A 17,902-nucleotide genomic window follows, 5' to 3' on the forward strand; every position below is an offset into this window, starting at 1 on the left:
GAGCAGTCGAACAAACACAACGGAACTTGCCCCGGGTGCAACAATCAGATCATTCCGCGGGCGAGATAGTGATCCACCGGAGGCGGCGGTTCGCCATTGTCTTTCGAGACTTCGGCAAATGCCCGGTCCTGCGACAGGAAGACCTTGCCGTTCAATTCATCGAGGAAGTGCGTCCGTTTAAGCCGGTCCATCACGGGGCCCTTCACCTCGGACAGATGCAGGCCGATCCCGCCATCACCCAGGCGGTGGTTGATCGCTTCGAGACTTTCAAGACCCGAAGCATCGATCTCGTTCACGGCACTGCACATCAGGATGACGTGCCTCAATTCCGGCCGCTCCGCGACACGCTCGAGCACATATTCTTCCAGCCAGCGCGCGTTGAGATAGGTCAGCGCCTCGTCGATGCGGATCGAAAGGACATGCGGCACGGTGAAGACGGAATGCCGCTCGACATTGCGGAAGTGTTCGGTCTCGGGCACGCGCCCGACAATGGCAGCGTGAGGGCGGCTGGCCCGGTAGAGATAGAGCAGGAGGCCGACCGCCACGCCGGTGATCACGCCAAGCTCGACCCCGGCGATCAGGGTGACGGCGATGGTGGCGACATGCGCGGCGAAATCGGCCTTGGAATAGCGCCACAGTTGCCCGGGCGTCTTCATGTCGACGAGGCTCAGCACCGCCACAATGATTGTCGCCGCCAAGGTCGCAATCGGCAGGCTGAATAGCAGCGGCGTAAGGAACAGCGTCGCCAGCGCGATACCGACGGCGGTAAAGGCTCCGGCAGCAGGTGTCTCCGCGCCGGCATCGAAGTTCACTGCCGAGCGGGCGAAGCCGCCGGTGACCGGATAGCCCCCCGAAAAAGCACTGGCGATGTTTGCAGCGCCCAGCCCGATCAATTCCTGGTCCGGCTCGATGCGTTGGCGGCGCTTGGCGGCCAGCGTCTGGGCGACGGACACGCTCTCCACGAAGCCGATGATCGAAATGAGCAACGCCGGGACCCACAATTGCTGGATCAGCGACAGGTCGGTCGAGGGCAGGGCAAACGGCGGCAGGCCCTGCGGGATAGCGCCGACCAGCTTCACCCCCTTGTCGCCAAGATCGAGCGCGATTGCGGCCATGATCGTCAGCGCCACAGCGACGACCGGCCCTGCCTTGGCCGTCATGTCGGCGGCGCGAGCGGGAAGGCCAAGTCGTTGCAACGCGGGCTTGGCGCCCTTGCGGACCCAGAACAGGAAGATCGTCGCCGGGATGCCGATGGCCAGCGTCCAGGGATTGGTTTCGGTGAACGAGCTCGCCAGAGACCCGAGCATGCTTGGCCAGTTGTCGCCGCCAGCGGTAATGCCGAGGATGTGCTTCAGCTGGCTGGTTGCGATCAGAATGCCGCTGGCGGTGATAAAGCCGCTGATGACCGGGTGAGACAGCAGGTTCGCGAGAAAACCTGCGCGCAGCAGGCCGAGAATGGCCAGCATGACACCGGACAGCATCGCCAGCGTGATCGCTGCTTCGAGATATTCAGCCGTCCCTTGCGCCGCCACCGCGCCAGCCGCGCTCGCCGTCATCAACGAGACGACCGCTACGGGCCCCACCGCCAGGGTCCGGCTGGTGCCGAAAATGGCGTAGAGGACCAGGGGCAGGATGGAGGCATAGAGGCCCACGACCGGCGGCAATCCCGCCAGCAACGCGTAGGCCAGGCTCTGCGGAATAAGCATAATGGTCACGATAACCGCGGCCATCAGGTCATTGGTCAGGATCGACCGGTTATATGTCCGACCCCATTCGAGGATCGGCAGGTAACGCGAGAGCATCAAGCAGGCCCCTCGTTATTGGGCGATAAGCCCGCCGGGTCCGGCAAGCCATTCGCGCCCCTTGAGCATGCCGTTCCAGTAGATCCACGGCAAGACGTCAGCCTTGAGCATCCATGAGAGGCGTTGCGGCTTGGTGCCGTCGATGAGCCAAGTGGGGAAGCTGGGCGCGAGCTTCCCGCCGTAGCCGAATTCGGCCAGCACGATCTTGCCGCGTTCGACCGTCAGCGGGCACGATCCATACCCGTCATATCCGGCGGTCGGCCCCTTGCCGTCCAGCTGCCGCAGGGCATTCACAGCCACGACCGGCGCCTGCTTGCGGGCGGCAGCGGCGGTCTTGGCATTGGGGGCGGAACATCCATCCCCCAGTCCGAAGACGTTGGGATAGCGCACGTGCTGCAGGGTGTGCTGGTCCACATCGACGAAGCCGCTTTCCGCAGCGAGCGGACTGTCGGCGACGAACTGCGGCGCGACCTGTGGCGGAACGACATGCATCATGTCGAAGTCGCGCGTCACTTCGCCTTCGTCGGTCGCGAATGTCGCGATCTGGTCGTGGCCATCCACCGCGACGAGGTTGTTGCCCAGCTTGAGCGCGATATCGTATTTCTCGACATAGCTCATCAGCGCCGGGACATAATCCTGCACGCCGAACAACACGCCGCCGGCATTGCAGAACTCGACCTCGATATCGCTAAGATTGCCGCTGCGGTTCCAGTGGTCGCAGGACAGGTACATCGCCTTCTGCGGGGCGCCTGCGCATTTGATCGGCATCGGAGGCTGCGTGAAGAGAGCTTTCCCCGATTTCATCCGCTGCACCAGCTCCCATGTGTAGGGAGCAAGGTCATAGCGATAGTTGGAGGTAACGCCGTTCTTGCCGAGCGTTTCTTCAAGTCCCTCGATCTTTTCCCAGGCGAGACGAATGCCCGGCGCCATGACCAGGACATCGTAGCCGATCTCGCTGCCATCCTCGAGCTTCACGAGATTGTTCTCGGGCTCGAAAGACGCGGCGCGTGCCTTGATCCAGTTCACGCCCTTCGGCAGCACGCTCGCGGTCGAGCGGCGGGTCTGTTCGGGGTGGAAAACGCCGCCGCCGACCATGGTCCAGCCGGGTTGATAGGCATGAAAGTCGGACGGCTCGACGATGGCTATGTCGAGATCCGATCGCCGCCGCAGCATGGAAGCAGCCGTAGCGATCCCCGCAGAACCCCCGCCTATCACAGCGACCTGGTGGAATTGTTTCATGTCAGCTGCCCTTCGATGGCGGATAGATCGTAGCCGGCGGCCTTCGCCCGATGGATGCGGTCGGCAGGGCTAACGCCATCCGGGTTGGCGAGAGTATCGAGCGTGATCGAGCGAGTGCCGGTCCGGCAGTAAGCGAGGATAGGGCCCTCCGTGCCGCGCCTTACCGCTCGGAAAGTCGCCACCGCACCCTCGGGAAAATTGCCGCCGGATACGGGGATATGGTGGAAGGCCATGCCCTGCTCTTCGGCAGCGCGCCTGATGGCCGCCACTTCGGGCTGGCCTTCTTCCTCGCCGTCGGGCCGGTTGCAGATCAGGGCTACGATCCCCCGATCGTGCAGCGCGGCGACGTCTTCGGGCTTGATTTGCGGAGCGACCGCAAATTCGGGGGTCACCTCGGAAATTTCCATTACGCGCTCCCTTCGACCAGCCGCACGAGGAACATGCCCGCCAGCATCGAGACGACGAAGATGGCCGCGCTTGCCGGTTCGATTACCAGCGCCGCAATGCCCGGCCCCGGACACAGTCCGGCTATCCCCCAGCCGACCCCGAACAGGGCAGACCCGCCGATCAGGCGGCCGGTCAGATCGCTACGGTCTGGAAGGGAGAACTTCTCCGCAAACAGCGGGTGCGCCATGTGCTCGCGAAAGCGCCAGGCGATCGCCATGACGATGACGGCCCCGCCCATGACGAAGGCCAGGGTCGGGTCCCAGTCGCCGAAAATGTCGAGGAAGCCGCGCACACGTGCAGGATCGGTCATGCCGCCCAGCGCGAGACCAGCGCCGAAGAGCGAACCGGACAACAGCGGGGGAAGGAGACGGCGCATCATGGCAGCACCTCCAGGCCGGCGGCATTCATGAGTGCGACGGTCGCGATACCGGCGGCCATGAATGTCAGCGTTGCAACGATGGACCGCTGCGAAAGGCGGCTGACACCGCAAACGCCATGCCCGCTGGTGCAACCGCTGCCGAGGCGCGTGCCCACTCCGACGAGCAGACCGGCGACGATCAGGAACACCGGGCTTGCGAAGCTGGGTTCCATCCCGCCCGAGGCGAAAGCGACGATAGCGGCCCCGACCGGCAAGCCGATCAGGAACATCCAGGCGCTCGATTTCGACATTCCGCTATCGCTTATGCCCGTGGCGCGTGCCGCGATGCCGGACACGCCCGCGATCCGGCCAGCGCCGAGCAGCATCAGCGCCGCCGCCAGGCCGATCAGAATACCGCCGAACAGGCCGTTCATCGGTGCCGCATCGGGAAATGCGGAGAGTGTGAAACCCGCAATCATACCGCGTTCACCGGGATCTTGATGTAGCTGACGCCATTCTCTTCGGGCTCGGGCAGGCGGCCACCGCGAATGTTCACCTGCACCGAAGGCATGATGAGCGTCGGCATCGCCAGTGTCTTGTCGCGCGAGGTCCGCATCTCGACGAACTCATCCTCGCTCACGCCGTCCTTCACATGGACATTTTCCGTGCGCTGCTGGCCGACGGTGGTCTCCCACGCATATTCGTCACGTCCCGGTGCCTTGTAGTCGTGGCACAGGAACAGACGCGTGTCGTCGGGCAGTGAAAGCAGGCGGCGGATCGACTGGAACAGCTGCCGAGCATCGCCGCCAGGGAAGTCGGCCCTTGCGGTTCCGAAGTCCGGCATGAAAATCGTATCGCCCACGAATGCCGCGTCACCGATGATGAAAGCCATGTCGGCAGGGGTGTGACCGGGCACGTGCAGCGCAATGCCTTCGATTTCGCCCAGCTTGAACGTCTCGCCATCGGTGAACAGGTGATCGAACTGCGATCCGTCGCGCTCGAAGTCGGTGCCGGCGTTGAACAGCTTGCCGAAAACTTCCTGCACGCGGACGATCTCAGCGCCGATGGCCAGCTTGCCACCGAGCTTGTCCTGCAAATACGGCGCTGCCGAAATGTGGTCGGCATGCGCATGCGTTTCGATCAGCCAAGTCACTTTCAAATTATTCGAAGTGACATATTCGATGATACGGTCGGCAGAGCCGTAGGAGGTCCGCCCGGCGGCAGCCTCGTAATCCAGGACCGAGTCGATGATCGCAGCCTCGCAGCTCACCGGGTCATGCACTACATAGCTGACCGTATACGTAGCCTCGTCGAAAAAGCCCGCAATCGTCGGGCGAAGAGCCTTTTCAGCTCCGGCGCGATTGATCTGGTCGGTTGCAGCCTGAAGGGCCGTGTCGTTGCCAGCCATAGCCAAACTCCTTTATTTACGTTAAATGTGTATATGTATTGCTTTTGCAGAGTCAAGTGGTAAGAAAGGGCCATGAGCACCGAGCACCCTACATCGCAGCAGGCCGCGGGCCTGCGCATCGGCGACTTCGCACCTGATTTCGAGGCGCGCAGCACCGTCGGGCCGGTGCGCTTGAAGGATTTCCGCGAACGGTGGCTCATCCTCTTCTCGCACCCTGCCGACTTCACACCCGTCTGTACGACCGAATTCGTGGAGCTCGCCCGGCAGGCACAGGAATTCGAGCGTCGCGATTGCGCGCTCATGGCCCTGTCGGTCGACAGCCTGTTCTCGCATTTCGCGTGGCTGCGCCTAATCCGCGACCGCTTCGATGTCGAAGTGCGCTTCCCGATCGTTGAGGATCCGACGCTCGTGATCGGGCGCGCGTTCGGCATGGTGGCCCCGCAGGATAGTGACAGTGCGACTGTCCGCTCAACCTTCTTCATCGACCCCGAAGGCGTGGTCCGGGCGATGACCTGCTACCCGGCGAATATGGGCCGATCGATCCCGGAAATGCTGCGCATGCTCGATGCCTTGCAGGCGATCGACGAACAGAACGGATTGGCGCCCGCTAACTGGACGCCCGGCACGCCTCTTCTCCAACCCCCAAGCCAGACACTCGACGACGTTTTCGCCGCGCAGAGGGAAACCGATTGGTTCCTGCGAGAAGCGGGTAATGGAGATGAAGCATGAGCGAGAACGCGCCGATCGCCGAGCTCAAGGCGCTCGCCCACCCCTTGCGCTTCCAGATACTCCAGGTCCTCAAATCGGGAGAGCTTAACGTCGGTGAGATCGAGCAGGCTACGGGCATCGGCCAACCGGCCCTTTCCCAGCAATTGAGCGTGCTCAGGAAAGCCGAGCTCGTCGAGACCCGTAAGGAGGCGAAGCTGGTCTACTACAGCCTCGCCGCCGAACGCCTCTCCAAGCTGGCAGCGCTGATCGGCAACTCCGACGCATGCCAGGACGCGCCAACCCGCCAGACCCGGCGGCCAGCACCCGGTGTCGCGAATTTCGCCCGCCTTTCGTGAGGGTCCGGGCCTCACGCCCTGGAATTGAGATGTTTCGCAATTGCCGGAGAGGGCATTCCCGGCAATTGTGACGCTACACCCTTCAGCTCTCGTTGACCGGAGAACGATCGAATATGCACGAAAAGGACAATCTTCCTGTCATCGTAGGCGTTGGCCAGGTGGTCGACCATTGGGATGGACAGGATGCCGAAAAAGCGCCGCATCCGCTTGCGATGATCCGGGCTGGAATGGACTTGGCGATCGAGGACACGGGCAGCAGCAACATCGGCGCTGCGATTGACTGCGCAGCGTTTATTCGCACGTTTCCGGACTCGCTGAGGGAACCGGTTATTCCCTTCGGCACAATCGGCAATTTGCCGCAGGCCGTGTTGGCGAAGACGGATCTTGCACCACGGCGGGTGATCTATTCAGCGGTTGGCGGTGACCAGCCACAGGCAATGGTCAACGAGCTGGCTGCATCGCTGGCATCGGGCGAATGCGAAGTCGCAATAATTGCCGGCGGAGAGGTCATTGGCGCCATGAAGGCGGCGATGAAGCACGGGCACCGGCTGGATTGGTCGGATGATACCGACGGCCCGGTCGAAGACCGTGGTAAAGGCGAACCGCTCCTTTCCCGTTACGAACTGACCAACGGCCTCGGGATGCCGCCCCAGACCTATGCCGCACAAGAGCAGGCATGGCGGGCACGACATGGCCTTTCGACCGCCGAATGGCGCGAGCTTGCCAGCAAGATGTTTTCCAGGTTCTCCCAGGTGGCAGCCGCCAACGAATACGCGCAGTTTCCAAGTGCATTGAGCGCCGAATTTCTCGCCACCCCGTCGAGAGAGAATTACCCGATGTGCGACCCGTTGCTGAAATGGCATGTCGCACAGGACGCGGTGAACCAGTCGGCTGCGCTGGTCATGACCACCGTCGGCAAGGCACGCGAACTGGGCATCCCGGAAGAAAAGCAGATTTTCCTGCACGGCCATGCCGACATCAAGGATGCGCTGGTTTCCCAGAGGCCCGACCTGTCTCGTTCCGCGGCGATTGAATTGGCGCTTGAGCAGGCGCTGACGGCATCAGGCCTCGAAAGCTCCGACATCGCGCACCGCGACCTCTACAGCTGCTTCCCGATCGTCCCCATGCTCGCCGCAGAAGTCCTCGGGCTCGATCCGCTGGAAGACCAGCTGACTGTCACCGGCGGGCTGCCGTTCTTCGGCGGGCCGGGTAACAATTATTCGATGCACGCCATCGCCAGCATGGTCGAGACACTGCGAAAAGATCGTGACGCCTACGGCCTCGTCCTCGCCAACGGTGGATTCATCAGCAAGGAGTCTGTCGGCATCTATTCGGCCGCTGCACCCACAACCTGGGCTCCTGTCTCTAGTGAAGCGGGACAGGCAAAAATCGCCGACCGGCCTGAAATTGCGCTAATCAACGAGGACTGCGAGGCCGAGGTTGAGGCATATACCGTCATTCACGGCAGGGATGGCCCCACCAGTGCTTACGTCATTGCACGCAACGAGAATGGACGCGTCATCGCACGGATCGACACGCAGGACGCCAACTCCGGATCAGTCCTGGCAGAAAGCGAAGATCTGGTCGGGAAGAAGGTTTCGATTGTCCATCGAGACGGCGTAAACTTCGTCTCGGGACTTGCGAGAGCTTGAGCACGGAGACAGGCGCAAACCCTGTCAGGTTTGCGCTTGCGGTTTTGAAGCCGATAGAAATGGTGCCCAGAAGAGGACTCGAACCTCCACGCCCTTGCGAGCGCCGCCACCTGAAGACGGTGCGTCTACCAATTCCGCCATCTGGGCACACTTTGCATGACCGGTCATCCTTCGCCGGTCCGCAGGTAGGAGCGCGCCACTAGCGAAGGGGGGCGATTCTTGTCAACTGCAATCGCGCTACTTGGAACGCTTGCAGGCACGCGCAGGTTGTGGCTAGGGGCGCAACACGAATTCTAGACCGGAAAAGACAGGCATCGAAATGGCAAAAGACAGCGCACTGAACGGCAAGCTGGTAGTGCTGATGGGCGGAAGCGGCTTCATCGGCAATTACGTGGCGCAGGCGCTGCTGGAGCGGGGCGCGCGCGTGCGGATCGCCAGCCGCAATCCCGAAAAGGCTTTCAAGCTCAAGCCTCTCGCCAACCTCGGCCAGATGCAATTCGCCCGCTGCGACGCGACCAATCGCCGCAGTGTCGAACAATGCATCGAAGGCGCCGATGCAGTAGTCAACCTGGTCGGTTCGTTTGAGGGCAATCTTCGCACGCTCATGGGCGAGGCCCCGGGCTGGATGGCAGAGGCCGCAGCCAGGGAAGGCGCGAGCGCGTTCGTCCATATCAGCGCGATCGCTGCAGAGCCCGACGAGGACACTTCGAACGATTACGCTGCGGCGAAATGCCTCGGCGAAAAGCGCGTGTTCGAAGCCTTCCCCAATGCAACCGTGTTGCGCCCGTCAATCCTGTTCGGCAAGGACGACAATTTCCTGAACATGTTCGGGCAGCTGATCTCCACCCTGCCCATCCTTCCCGTCTTCGGGCCGGATTCAGAACTTCAGCTGGTCTATGTCGACGATGTTGCCGAAGCCGTCGCGCGGACCCTCGAAGATCCCGGAAAGTTTGGCGGGAAGACCTTCGAGCTGGGCGGCCCGGAAAAGCTGACCATGCTGGAAATCAATCGCCGGATTGCCGAAGCCCAGCGCCGCAAGCGCACCTTCCTGCCGATGCCCGATCGGCTTTCGGCAACCTTCGCTGCGCTGCCCGGCACGCCGATGAGCAGCGACCAGTGGAATTTGCTGGCGCAAGGCAACACGGTTTCAGGCGACTTTCCCGGCTTCTCCAAGCTCGGCATCGAGCCCAAGCCGCTCGGCCTTTTCCTCGACAAGTGGATGACGCGCTATCGCAAGCACGGCCGCTTTGCAGAACGCCTGAGCGCGTAAGCTACAGCGCCTCCTTGTAGAGGACCAGCAAGCGGGCCCACGCACGCTCGGCCTGCTCCTGGTCGTAGGCGGGTGAATCCGGCACACACCAGCCGTGATCGGCGGGATAGACTTCAATCTCGGTCCGGTTGTTTACATCCTGAGCGGCAGTACGCAGCGCCGTTTTCGCTTCCGGCTGCTTGGCATCGTCATCCCGCGAAATTGCGATGAGATAATGGCCATCGTCCTGCAACAGGCGATGGGGGCTGTATTCGCCGTCCCGCACCAGACCTCCGCCGTGAAAGCTTGCCCCGGCTGAGATCATGTCTTCCGACCATGGGCCCAGCACGGCAAAGCTGCCGGTCATGCAATAGCCCTGGACGCCCACGCCCCGGTTGGGTTCGACCGCGGCCTGTTCCTGTAGCCAAGCAGCGCAGGACGCATTGTCCCGCTGGATGGTTTCATGGTCGAAGCGGGCACGCCAAGGCTTCACCTTGTCCCATCCGCCATTCCCGGCAAAATCTGCGAAGTCCTCGAACTGCTGGCCGGATACATCCCGATAATAGGGGTTGGCGAGAAGGACGGCATAACCAGCCTCCGCAAGCCGGATTGCCATGAGGCGCTTGGCCGGCCTGATGCCCGCAATGTCGGGCCAGAAGATCACCGAAGGGTGTGTGCCGTCGGATGGATGAAAGAACTCGCCGTCCATGGTCCCGTCAGGGGTGGCGAAACTGACCGTGCTGCGCATGATGATGTTCTCGGCCGCGTCATCGCCTGGCGGCTCCATCGAGGTGCAGGCAGCTGCCGTGCCGGCAAGGGCCCCTGCACCGAACGTCCGCCGAGAAATTCCGCTCCGTGCCCAATTGGCCAAGCGTTCCTGATCACACATTGCAGTCTCTCCTCTTCCCCGTCCGCACACCAACCTAGACCAGTCCTCGCGATGGACAAGGCCCGAGATCGAAGGCAGGATGCAATCGGGTTGAGCGGTCCGGGAAGACCGATGAGGGAGACATTAGCGATGAAATACGGTTTGGCGGCTGCGGCCGCGCTGCTGCTTGCGTCGTGCAATTCGGCGGAAAACGAGGGCGGCATCGATGCGATGCGCCTGGTCAATGCGGACCAGGACAGCGCGAACTGGATAAGTCACGGCCGCACCTATTCCGAACAACGCTTCTCCCCGCTGGACCAGGTCAACCGCGAAACCGTGTCGGATCTCGGCCTCGCCTGGTTCGTGGATATGGACACCGCACGCGGGCAGGAAGCCACGCCGCTCGTGATGGATGGCAAGCTCTATGTGACGACCGCGTGGAGCAAGGTCTTCGCTTTCGATGCTGCTACCGGAGAACCGCTGTGGAGCTATGATCCGCAGGTCCCCGGCGAAACCGGCGTGAAGGCTTGCTGCGACGTCGTGAACCGCGGCCTCGCTGCGTGGGGCGACAATCTCTATCTCGGCACGCTCGACGGGCGCCTCGTCGCGCTCGACCGTGAAACCGGCGAGGTCGCTTGGGAAAAGGTAACTGTCGACCAGTCGAAGAGCTATACCATTACCGGCGCACCGCGCGTCATCGATGGCAAGGTGCTTATCGGCAATGGCGGGGCCGAATTCGGAGTGCGCGGCTATATCGCCGCTTATGACGCGGAGGATGGCGATGAGCTTTGGCGCTTCTACACCGTGCCGGGCGGCGAGGACGAGGATGAGCCCGAATATCTGAAGGCGGCCGCCGAAACCTGGAGCGGCGACGTGCTCGGCAGCGAGGACGGCATCGGCGGCGGGGGCACCGTGTGGGATTCAATGGCCTACGATCCCGAACTCGACCTGCTGTATTTCGGGGTCGGCAACGGTAGCCCGTGGAACCGCGCCTATCGCAGCCCCGGCCCCGACGGAAAAGGCGAGGGAGACAACCTTTACCTTTCCAGCATCGTCGCTATCCGGCCCGATACCGGCGATTATGTCTGGCACTACCAGACAACGCCGGGAGAGACCTGGGATTACACCGCCACCCAGCACATCATCCTTGCCGACATGGAGATCGACGGGCGCGAGCGTCAGGTGTTGATGCAGGCCCCCAAGAACGGCTATTTCTACGTCCTCGATCGCGCGACGGGCGAATTCCTGTCCGCCAAGCCCTATATCCCGCAGAACTGGTCCACCGGCATGTCCGAGGACGGCCGACCCATCATGAACCCGGAAACGCGGGTCGATATCACCGGCGAGCCGGCGCTGGTCATGCCCGGACCGCTCGGCGGGCATAACTGGCACCCGATGGCATATCACCCGGACGAGAACCTCGTTTACATTCCGGCATTCGAAGCCGCGATGCTCTATGCGCCCGAAGCGAACTGGAAGCCCGACCGGGCACGGGGGTTCAACGTCGGATACGATCTTGGCGCAGGCGACCTGCCGCCCGACCTCGGCATTAGGCGAGAGGTCCAGGGCACGATCAGCGGCAAGCTGCTGGCCTGGGACCCGGTGGCGCAAGAAGTGCGCTGGGAGGTCGAACATCCCGGACCGTGGAACGGCGGGCTCCTGGCGACCGGCGGCGGCCTGGTGTTCCAGGGCAATTCGGGCAGCGAATTCGCGGCCTACAACTCCGCCACCGGCGACAAGCTCTGGTCATTCGCGGCGCAGACCGGCGTCGTCGCACCGCCGATGACCTACACCGTCAACGGCGAGCAATATGTTGCCGTGCTGGCAGGCTGGGGCGGCGCTTTCGCTCTGTCGGTGGACGGTGAACTCATCGACCAGATGAAGCCGGTACGAAACATCAGCAGACTGCTGGTCTTCAAGCTGGGCGGAGAAGCCCAGCTTCCTGCCGAGCCCGACTTCGCGCTTGCGCCGCTCGATCCGCCGCTTTCACGGGCGAGTGCCGAGACGATCAATGTGGGGCGTGCCAAATACGCGCGCTACTGCGCCGTCTGCCACGCGCCTGCAGCAGTCGGATCGACAGAATTGCCCGATCTGCGCCGCTCCGGCGCGCTCGAGAACCCCGCCGCATGGCTTCAGATCGTCCATGGGGGCGCATTGCAGGACAATGGGATGGCAAGCTTTGCCGGCTCGCTATCCGAGGACGAGATCGAGGCCATCCGCCAGTATGTCATCAAGCGCGCCAACGAAGACAAGGCGATGGAAGCCGAGCGCGCGAAGACGCGGGTGGCGAAACGCTGATCAGCTGCGGAAGACAACCGTTCGCTTGCCGTTGAGGAGGACTCTTTCTTCAAGGTGCAAGCGGACGGCTTCGGCCAGCACGCGGCTTTCGATCTCACGGCCCTTCCGGACAAGCTCGTCGGGGCTGTCTGCGTGGCTGATTGGTTCTGCCGACTGGTGGATGATCGGGCCTTCGTCGAGATCGGCAGTGACGTAGTGCGCGCTCGCGCCGATCATCTTGACCCCGCGCTCGTACGCCTGGTGATAGGGCTTGGCGCCCTTGAAACCTGGCAGGAAAGAGTGATGGATGTTGACGCACCGCCCTGCGAAGTGCGCTGCCTGATCGTCCGAAAGGATCTGCATATAGCGCGCCAAGACCACCAGTTCCGCATCGCATTCTTGCGCGATCCGGCGGACTTCGGCTTCCTGCGCCGCTTTCGTTTCACGGGTTATGGGCAGATGGTGGAAAGGTACCGAGCCGATGTCGGTATGGCCGATCGCGTCCCGCGGATGGTTGGATATGATCGCCACCGGTTCCATCGCCAATTCACCGATCCGCCAGCGGTAAAGCAGGTCGGCGAGGCAGTGATCGAACTTGCTGACCATCAGCAGCACACGCCGCGGCCGGTCCCGCAAGGCTAGCTTCCACTCCATCGCGAACTCGCCGGCTATGGATGCGAAGTCGCTGCGGAGTCGCTCGCGCCCTGTCGAGCCGGGATCGAATTCGACCCGCATGAAGAAAGCGTCCGAGCCCCGGTCGTTGAATTGCTGCGCCTCGAGGATATTCCCGCCGCGCTCGAACAGGAACGAGGCCACGCGCGCGGTAATCCCGGGACGATCCGCGCAGGACAGGGTCAGGACAAGAGGTTCGGACATGGGTCGCTAGATGACCGCCCCTTTGCCGGAGGACAAGCTGGAGTTCCTCGACGGCCTCAAAGCCATGCTTGTGACACAAAGAACGGCCCGGAGATCGCTCTCCGGGCCGCCTCGGTGTAGTCAGCCAATAAGACTGCTAGGAGTTACCAGCCGAAGATGATGCCGACACGGCCACCGACCTTGCCGTTCTTGTTCAGGCCGCCGCCGATACCGGCAGTGATCGCAACCTTGTCGCTGACACGGATGCCTGCGTTGGCTGCGATTGCGTTGGCACCTTCGTAGAAGCCGCCTGCAACCGACAGGTTGAAACGCGTGTCGGGCAGGAAGCCCATGCCGCCCAGAGCGATCGCGGTAGCGGTCGAGCTGGAGATACGGTCATCGAGCTGGTCGATGCGTGCTTCGACGAGACCAACGCGACCACCAAGACCGTCGATCTGCGTCTGCAGAGCGGCGTCGCCAGCGATACGGGCGTTTTCTTCTGCGGTCAGCTGATCGAGCAGCTGAGCGTCGGCAGCGGCACGCGCTTCCGATTCAGCGACGATCGCATCGGCGTTGGCGGTGATGCGCGTGTCGTACTCAACCAGCGTTTCTTCGACGACGGTGATGCGAGCCGAGTTGTCGGCGATGTTCGCAGCATTGGTCGCGATGTCGGCGGTGTTGGTCGTGATACGCTCTTCGTGATCGACGAGAGCAGCGATCACTTCGACTTCAGCATTGGTCTCATCAGCGCGCGGGTCGCCGAGAAGAGCCTGCGAAGCTGCAGCAATTGCAGGGTTCTGATTTTCGGCAGCCGGGACGAGAACGTCCTGAGCACGTGCGTAGGTGTTGGTCGCATCATCGAGAGCATCGAACTGCGCCTGCTCGACAACAGCCTGGTCCGCTGCTGCAACTGCGTCGTTGCTGAGCGTGTTGAGGCCCGAAGCGTCGGCAGTGTAGCCAGCGTCGGTGATCGCGTCGACGAAGTCGGTGTTCGAAGCGAGCGAGGTGTCGAGGGCCGTGAGAGCATCCGAGAAGTCGTCGTTCGCAGCGACAGTCGCGGCAGCTGCGTCGTTGAACGCAGCCTGTGCAGCCGTGAGGTCTGCAGCAGCATCGTTGGCGAGGGCCAGCGCATCTGCACGGTCCGCCTCGGCAGCGTCCAGAGCGAGCTGTGCGTCTGCACGGTCGGCCAGAGCGTCATTCAGGGCTGCGAGGTTCGCAGTGGTCTGGTTGGCGTCGTAGTTTGCCTGAGCCGTGTCGACGGCATCCTGCGCGTCCGCCAGATCGGTCTGGGCAGCGCCGAGAGCGACGTTGGCGTCGGTCAGGTCGTCAGCAGCCGCATCGAATGCGGTCTGTGCATCGGTCTGGGCAGCCAGTGCTTCCAGCTCAGCGGCCTGAGCGGCTTCGAGAGCGGCTTCAGTCGTTGCAACATCTTCGAAAGCGGCAAGGTTTTCGTCGGTCAGCGTGGCTTCGACTGCAGTCTGATCTGCTGCAAGCGTATCTGCCGCATCGTTTGCAGCATCGAGTTCTGCCTGCGCAGTTTCGACTTCGGCATCGGTCGGAGCGGTTTGTTCGATCTTGCTATCGAGATTGTCGTAGGCTCCGTCGTTGATACCCGCATAGCCATAGCTACTTGCGAGATAATCTACGTCGCCCGGCTCGAAGCAGGAAACATTGCCCGATGCATCACGGAAGCAAGTTTCGTCCGAAGCCTGTGCGGCCGCGGGCGAAGCAACCAGAAGCGCGCCCCCTGCTACGCTCGTCATCAGGCCGGCAACAGCTGCACGACCCGCAATATTCATAGTACGCATAAAGTAACCCCTCAAAAGGTATTTAACATTTATTAAACCAGGCGATCCGAGGACCCAGTTGACGTGGAGCTACGCGATTTGTAGGGGCATTCATATCGCTTTTGAGGTCTTATATTATATATACAAGATGCACTTGTAGGCGTTTTATTGATATAATACTTGGTGCAAATAATGGTTGGCATTTCGCTTTTCTGCGAATGCTTGGGGGCCATTTACAGATTTTGGTCGATGGTCGGGTGTATTTCCCGCGAATCGGAACGGGCGGGCAAGTGCAGAAACTATTAGAGAATTTTTCGAACGAGTTCGGTCGTTCGGGGGTCGAGGTATTCACTATTGAGGGCAGGATTATTATCCATCTTCTCAATAATGGCAGCTCGCGCATCAAGGAATTGCTGCACGCCTCGGGCTCTTCCTATCGCGGCTTCTACCTCGCGATCGAACGCCTCAAGGCGAAAGGCCTGGTAACGGCGGACATCGACCCGAACGACAGGCGCGCGCGGCTCATCCGGCTGAACGAAATACCCGAACAGCTGCGGATGATGGAAGCCGAATGCTGACTGCGCGGGGCCTCACCCAAGGCGGGCCGCCATACGAATTACCAGAAGGATCGAGCCTGAGTTAGCGGCGCGACAAGGCCTCTTCGCTCTGGGCCATCAGCTTCTGGATGATGTCCGCGACAGGCTCTTCCGCTTTCAGCATCCCGACGGACTGCCCTGCCATCAAGCTGCCGTTCTCGACATCACCATCGATCACCGCACGGCGCAAGGCACCGGCCCAATAGTGTTCGATCTGAAGCTGCGCTTCTTCCATCGCGATTTCTTCGCGGTCTAAAGTGCCGGCGACTTCGCGCTGCTTGGCAGTGAACTCTTCGGTCCCTTTGTTCTTCAGCGCCCTCACCGGGATGACGGGCAGGCGCGCGTCGACCTGCACGCTTGCAACGGCGTCGCGCGCATTGGCGCGGAAGAAGGCCTTCTTGAAATCGGGATGCGCGATGCTTTCACTCGCGCAGGCGAAGCGGGTGCCGAGTTGTACCCCTGCAGCGCCCATTTCGAGATAGCCTGCAATCGCCTGGCCGCGTCCGATACCGCCCGCGACGAAGATGATGTGGTCCTCGGCCAGTTCGGGCAGCATTTCCTGCGCCAGTACGCTGGTCGATACCGGGCCGATGTGCCCGCCCGCTTCCATGCCTTCGATCACCAGTGCGTCCGCGCCCGAGCGCAGGAGCTTCTTCGCCAGGGCAAGCGTGGGGGCAAAGCAGATCACCTTGGCGGGATTGGCGCCGCCCTTGATGGCTTCGACGCTGCCCTTGGGGGGAATGCCACCTGCCAGCACGACATGGCTGACACCTGCCTTGTCGCATACCTCGATAAGGTCGAAGAGCTGCGGATGCATGGTGATGAGGTTCACGCCGAACGGCTTGTCGGTCAGCTTTTGCGTCTCGGCAATCTCGGTTTCGAGCAATTCGGGCGTCATCGCACCGCATGCAATAACGCCGAAGCCACCGGCGTTCGAAATGGCGGAAACGAGGTTTCGCTCCGACACCCAGCTCATCGCACCGCACAGGATGGCGGTTTCGGATCCGAGGAAGTCGGCGCCGCGCTGCATCAGGCGGTCGGTCTTGGGATAGCTGCTCATGGCAAAAGCGCTTACGGCGCAAGTGCCCTTACGGCAAGCGGATGGCCGCGCCTTTGCGCAACGTTCTAACCGGCGGTGTCGCCGTAATGGATCCTGGCCTTGGCCGCCGCATCGCGAGCTTTCCGTCGCGCTTCATCGGTATCGCCTGCCGTCGCCAGGGCCACGCCCATACGGCGAAAAGGTCGACTGGTCGGCTTGGAGAAGATGCGCAGGTCCGTGCCGGGCTGGGAGAGGGCTTCTGCAAGGCCACTGTATGACAGCGCATCGCTGTTCTGGCTCGCCAGTATGACGGCACTGGCGGAGGGGCGCGCGCGCAGTTGGTCGGGCACCGGCAGGCCGAGGATGGCACGCGCGTGGAGGTCGAATTCGGTCAGGTTCTGGCTGACCAGCGTCACCATGCCCGTGTCATGCGGGCGGGGACTGAGTTCGGAGAAGATCACCTCCTTGCCCTTGACGAAGAACTCTACCCCGAACAGGCCGTGACCACCCAGTTCATCGACCACTTTGCGCGCCATATCCTGGGCTTTCGCGATAGCCGCATCGCTCATCGGCGTGGGTTGCCAGCTCTCCTGGTAATCCCCGCGCTCTTGCCGGTGGCCGATCGGCGGGCAGAAGCTCACACCGTCCTTGTGCCGGATGGTCAGGAGAGTGATCTCGTAGTCGAAGTCGACGAACTGCTCGACGATAACGCGGCTGCGGTCGCCGCGCATATTGGCGCAGGCGTAATCCCAGGCCGGCTCGAGCCCGTCGTCGTCACGGACCGTGCTCTGGCCCTTGCCGGACGAGGACATCACTGGCTTGATGACACAGGGAAAGCCCGTGTGCTTTGCCGCTGCGCGCACTTCGTCGAGGTTCTTCGCATAGCGGTATTTCGAGGTCACGAGACCGAGATCGTGCGCCGCGAGGTCGCGGATTGCATCGCGGTTCATGGTAAGCTGCGCCGCCTTGGCGGAAGGCACGACGTTGAAACCCTCTTCCTCAAGTTCGGCAAGGACCGAAGTGCGAATGGCCTCGATTTCCGGAACGATGTAATCCGGCCGGTGCCTTTCGGCCGCGTCTCGCAGCTTTTCGCCATCGAGCATCGAGAAGACCTCGCGCGCATCGGCCAGCTGCATTGCGGGGGCATCGTCATAGGCATCGCAGGCCACGACATAGGCGCCGAGGCGCTTGGCGGAGATGACGAATTCGCGGCCCAGTTCTCCGGAGCCGAGAAGGAGGATTTTTGCTGTGTGGCTCATTT

Annotated in this window: 17 protein-coding genes and 1 tRNA gene; 6 read left to right on the plus strand and 12 right to left on the minus strand. The window is 62.2% G+C overall.

Features of this window, described 5'->3' with window-relative positions; translation table 11 throughout:
• Nucleotides 1–44: 44 nt before the first annotated feature.
• From BM173_RS01045 to BM173_RS01065, 6 genes are read right to left on the minus strand one after another with little or no spacing between them, the layout of a single operon-like run.
• The gene (locus BM173_RS01045; protein WP_177201768.1) at nt 45–1,802 is read right to left on the minus strand and encodes a SulP family inorganic anion transporter; all 1,758 of its coding nucleotides are present in this window, start codon (nt 1,800–1,802) and stop codon (nt 45–47) included.
• A 15-nt stretch (nt 1,803–1,817) separates the two neighbouring features.
• The gene (locus BM173_RS01050) at nt 1,818–3,041 is read right to left on the minus strand and encodes an NAD(P)/FAD-dependent oxidoreductase (RefSeq protein ID WP_218152616.1); all 1,224 of its coding nucleotides are present in this window, start codon (nt 3,039–3,041) and stop codon (nt 1,818–1,820) included.
• Nucleotides 3,038–3,448: a protein tyrosine phosphatase family protein gene (locus tag BM173_RS14670; protein WP_218152617.1), complete on the minus strand. Its 411-nt coding sequence runs from the start codon at nt 3,446–3,448 to the stop codon at nt 3,038–3,040. The genes BM173_RS01050 and BM173_RS14670 overlap by 4 nt, the downstream gene beginning before the upstream one ends.
• A complete protein-coding gene (locus BM173_RS01055) occupies nt 3,448–3,867 on the minus strand; it encodes a DUF6691 family protein (protein WP_090476516.1) in 420 nt (139 codons plus the stop codon). Before BM173_RS01055 ends, BM173_RS14670 begins: the two co-directional genes overlap by 1 nt.
• A complete protein-coding gene (locus BM173_RS01060) occupies nt 3,864–4,325 on the minus strand; it encodes a YeeE/YedE family protein (protein ID WP_090476518.1) in 462 nt (153 codons plus the stop codon). The genes BM173_RS01055 and BM173_RS01060 overlap by 4 nt, the downstream gene beginning before the upstream one ends.
• Nucleotides 4,322–5,254, minus strand: a complete 933-nt coding sequence (locus BM173_RS01065; protein ID WP_090476520.1) for an MBL fold metallo-hydrolase — start codon at nt 5,252–5,254, stop codon at nt 4,322–4,324. Before BM173_RS01065 ends, BM173_RS01060 begins: the two co-directional genes overlap by 4 nt.
• 72 nt (nt 5,255–5,326) lie before the next feature.
• Here BM173_RS01065 and BM173_RS01070 point away from each other — a divergent pair, with 72 nt between their 5' ends.
• The 3 genes from BM173_RS01070 to BM173_RS01080 all read left to right on the plus strand — a co-directional run bounded on the left by BM173_RS01070 (nt 5,327) and on the right by BM173_RS01080 (nt 7,970).
• Complete coding sequence (locus tag BM173_RS01070) at nt 5,327–5,983, plus strand: peroxiredoxin (RefSeq protein WP_090476522.1); 657 nt, start codon at nt 5,327–5,329, stop codon at nt 5,981–5,983.
• A complete protein-coding gene (locus tag BM173_RS01075) occupies nt 5,980–6,318 on the plus strand; it encodes an ArsR/SmtB family transcription factor (protein WP_090476524.1) in 339 nt (112 codons plus the stop codon). The genes BM173_RS01070 and BM173_RS01075 overlap by 4 nt, the downstream gene beginning before the upstream one ends.
• Before the next feature lie 113 nt (nt 6,319–6,431).
• Nucleotides 6,432–7,970 (plus strand): acetyl-CoA acetyltransferase, encoded by a 1,539-nt coding sequence (locus BM173_RS01080; protein WP_143089544.1) that lies wholly within the window; start codon nt 6,432–6,434, stop codon nt 7,968–7,970.
• A gap of 60 nt (nt 7,971–8,030) precedes the next feature.
• Here the strand turns inward: BM173_RS01080 and BM173_RS01085 are convergent.
• Nucleotides 8,031–8,117: transfer RNA gene (locus BM173_RS01085), tRNA-Leu, on the minus strand.
• Nucleotides 8,118–8,289: 172 nt separating this feature from the next.
• Between BM173_RS01085 and BM173_RS01090 the strand changes: the two genes are divergently transcribed.
• The gene (locus BM173_RS01090) at nt 8,290–9,240 is read left to right on the plus strand and encodes a complex I NDUFA9 subunit family protein (protein WP_090476528.1); all 951 of its coding nucleotides are present in this window, start codon (nt 8,290–8,292) and stop codon (nt 9,238–9,240) included.
• 1 nt (nt 9,241) lies between these two features.
• Here BM173_RS01090 and BM173_RS01095 read toward each other — a convergent pair whose 3' ends face one another.
• Nucleotides 9,242–10,108 (minus strand): dienelactone hydrolase family protein, encoded by an 867-nt coding sequence (locus BM173_RS01095; protein ID WP_090476530.1) that lies wholly within the window; start codon nt 10,106–10,108, stop codon nt 9,242–9,244.
• A 129-nt stretch (nt 10,109–10,237) separates the two neighbouring features.
• Between BM173_RS01095 and BM173_RS01100 the strand changes: the two genes are divergently transcribed.
• Complete coding sequence (locus BM173_RS01100) at nt 10,238–12,385, plus strand: PQQ-dependent dehydrogenase, methanol/ethanol family (protein ID WP_245755716.1); 2,148 nt, start codon at nt 10,238–10,240, stop codon at nt 12,383–12,385.
• Here the strand turns inward: BM173_RS01100 and purU are convergent, their stop codons facing one another.
• A complete protein-coding gene (purU, locus tag BM173_RS01105) occupies nt 12,386–13,240 on the minus strand; it encodes a formyltetrahydrofolate deformylase (RefSeq protein WP_090476532.1) in 855 nt (284 codons plus the stop codon).
• A 143-nt stretch (nt 13,241–13,383) separates the two neighbouring features.
• Nucleotides 13,384–15,027 (minus strand): YadA-like family protein, encoded by a 1,644-nt coding sequence (locus BM173_RS01110; RefSeq protein ID WP_090476533.1) that lies wholly within the window; start codon nt 15,025–15,027, stop codon nt 13,384–13,386.
• A 269-nt stretch (nt 15,028–15,296) separates the two neighbouring features.
• Here BM173_RS01110 and BM173_RS01115 point away from each other — a divergent pair, with 269 nt between their 5' ends.
• Nucleotides 15,297–15,584, plus strand: coding sequence for a MarR family winged helix-turn-helix transcriptional regulator (locus tag BM173_RS01115; RefSeq protein ID WP_143089545.1), 288 nt, complete (start codon nt 15,297–15,299; stop codon nt 15,582–15,584).
• Nucleotides 15,585–15,645: 61 nt separating this feature from the next.
• Here the strand turns inward: BM173_RS01115 and BM173_RS01120 are convergent, their stop codons facing one another.
• On the minus strand, nt 15,646–16,662 hold the full coding sequence (locus BM173_RS01120) for an NAD(P)H-dependent flavin oxidoreductase (protein WP_090476537.1): 1,017 nt from the start codon (nt 16,660–16,662) through the stop codon (nt 15,646–15,648).
• 65 nt (nt 16,663–16,727) lie between these two features.
• Nucleotides 16,728–17,900 carry a formate-dependent phosphoribosylglycinamide formyltransferase gene (purT, locus tag BM173_RS01125; protein WP_090476539.1) on the minus strand — a complete coding sequence of 391 codons (1,173 nt, stop codon included), beginning with the start codon at nt 17,898–17,900 and terminating at the stop codon, nt 16,728–16,730.
• Nucleotides 17,901–17,902: the final 2 nt, after the last annotated feature.

The sequence above is a fragment of the Qipengyuania nanhaisediminis genome (assembly GCF_900115585.1).
Classification (GTDB): Bacteria; Pseudomonadota; Alphaproteobacteria; order Sphingomonadales; family Sphingomonadaceae; genus Qipengyuania; species Qipengyuania nanhaisediminis.

Bases quoted from the DNA above. Each gene is read 5' to 3' on its own strand.
- BM173_RS01045 (WP_177201768.1), bottom strand. From the start codon at position 1,802: ATGCTCTCGCGTTACCTGCCGATCCTCGAATGGGGTCGGACATATAAC.
- BM173_RS01050 (WP_218152616.1), bottom strand. From the start codon at position 3,041: ATGAAACAATTCCACCAGGTCGCTGTGATAGGCGGGGGTTCTGCGGGG.
- BM173_RS14670 (WP_218152617.1), bottom strand. From the start codon at position 3,448: ATGGAAATTTCCGAGGTGACCCCCGAATTTGCGGTCGCTCCGCAAATC.
- BM173_RS01055 (WP_090476516.1), bottom strand. From the start codon at position 3,867: ATGATGCGCCGTCTCCTTCCCCCGCTGTTGTCCGGTTCGCTCTTCGGC.
- BM173_RS01060 (WP_090476518.1), bottom strand. From the start codon at position 4,325: ATGATTGCGGGTTTCACACTCTCCGCATTTCCCGATGCGGCACCGATG.
- BM173_RS01065 (WP_090476520.1), bottom strand. From the start codon at position 5,254: ATGGCTGGCAACGACACGGCCCTTCAGGCTGCAACCGACCAGATCAAT.
- BM173_RS01070 (WP_090476522.1), top strand. From the start codon at position 5,327: ATGAGCACCGAGCACCCTACATCGCAGCAGGCCGCGGGCCTGCGCATC.
- BM173_RS01075 (WP_090476524.1), top strand. From the start codon at position 5,980: ATGAGCGAGAACGCGCCGATCGCCGAGCTCAAGGCGCTCGCCCACCCC.
- BM173_RS01080 (WP_143089544.1), top strand. From the start codon at position 6,432: ATGCACGAAAAGGACAATCTTCCTGTCATCGTAGGCGTTGGCCAGGTG.
- BM173_RS01090 (WP_090476528.1), top strand. From the start codon at position 8,290: ATGGCAAAAGACAGCGCACTGAACGGCAAGCTGGTAGTGCTGATGGGC.
- BM173_RS01095 (WP_090476530.1), bottom strand. From the start codon at position 10,108: ATGTGTGATCAGGAACGCTTGGCCAATTGGGCACGGAGCGGAATTTCT.
- BM173_RS01100 (WP_245755716.1), top strand. From the start codon at position 10,238: ATGAAATACGGTTTGGCGGCTGCGGCCGCGCTGCTGCTTGCGTCGTGC.
- purU (WP_090476532.1), bottom strand. From the start codon at position 13,240: ATGTCCGAACCTCTTGTCCTGACCCTGTCCTGCGCGGATCGTCCCGGG.
- BM173_RS01110 (WP_090476533.1), bottom strand. From the start codon at position 15,027: ATGCGTACTATGAATATTGCGGGTCGTGCAGCTGTTGCCGGCCTGATG.
- BM173_RS01120 (WP_090476537.1), bottom strand. From the start codon at position 16,662: ATGAGCAGCTATCCCAAGACCGACCGCCTGATGCAGCGCGGCGCCGAC.
- purT (WP_090476539.1), bottom strand. From the start codon at position 17,900: ATGAGCCACACAGCAAAAATCCTCCTTCTCGGCTCCGGAGAACTGGGC.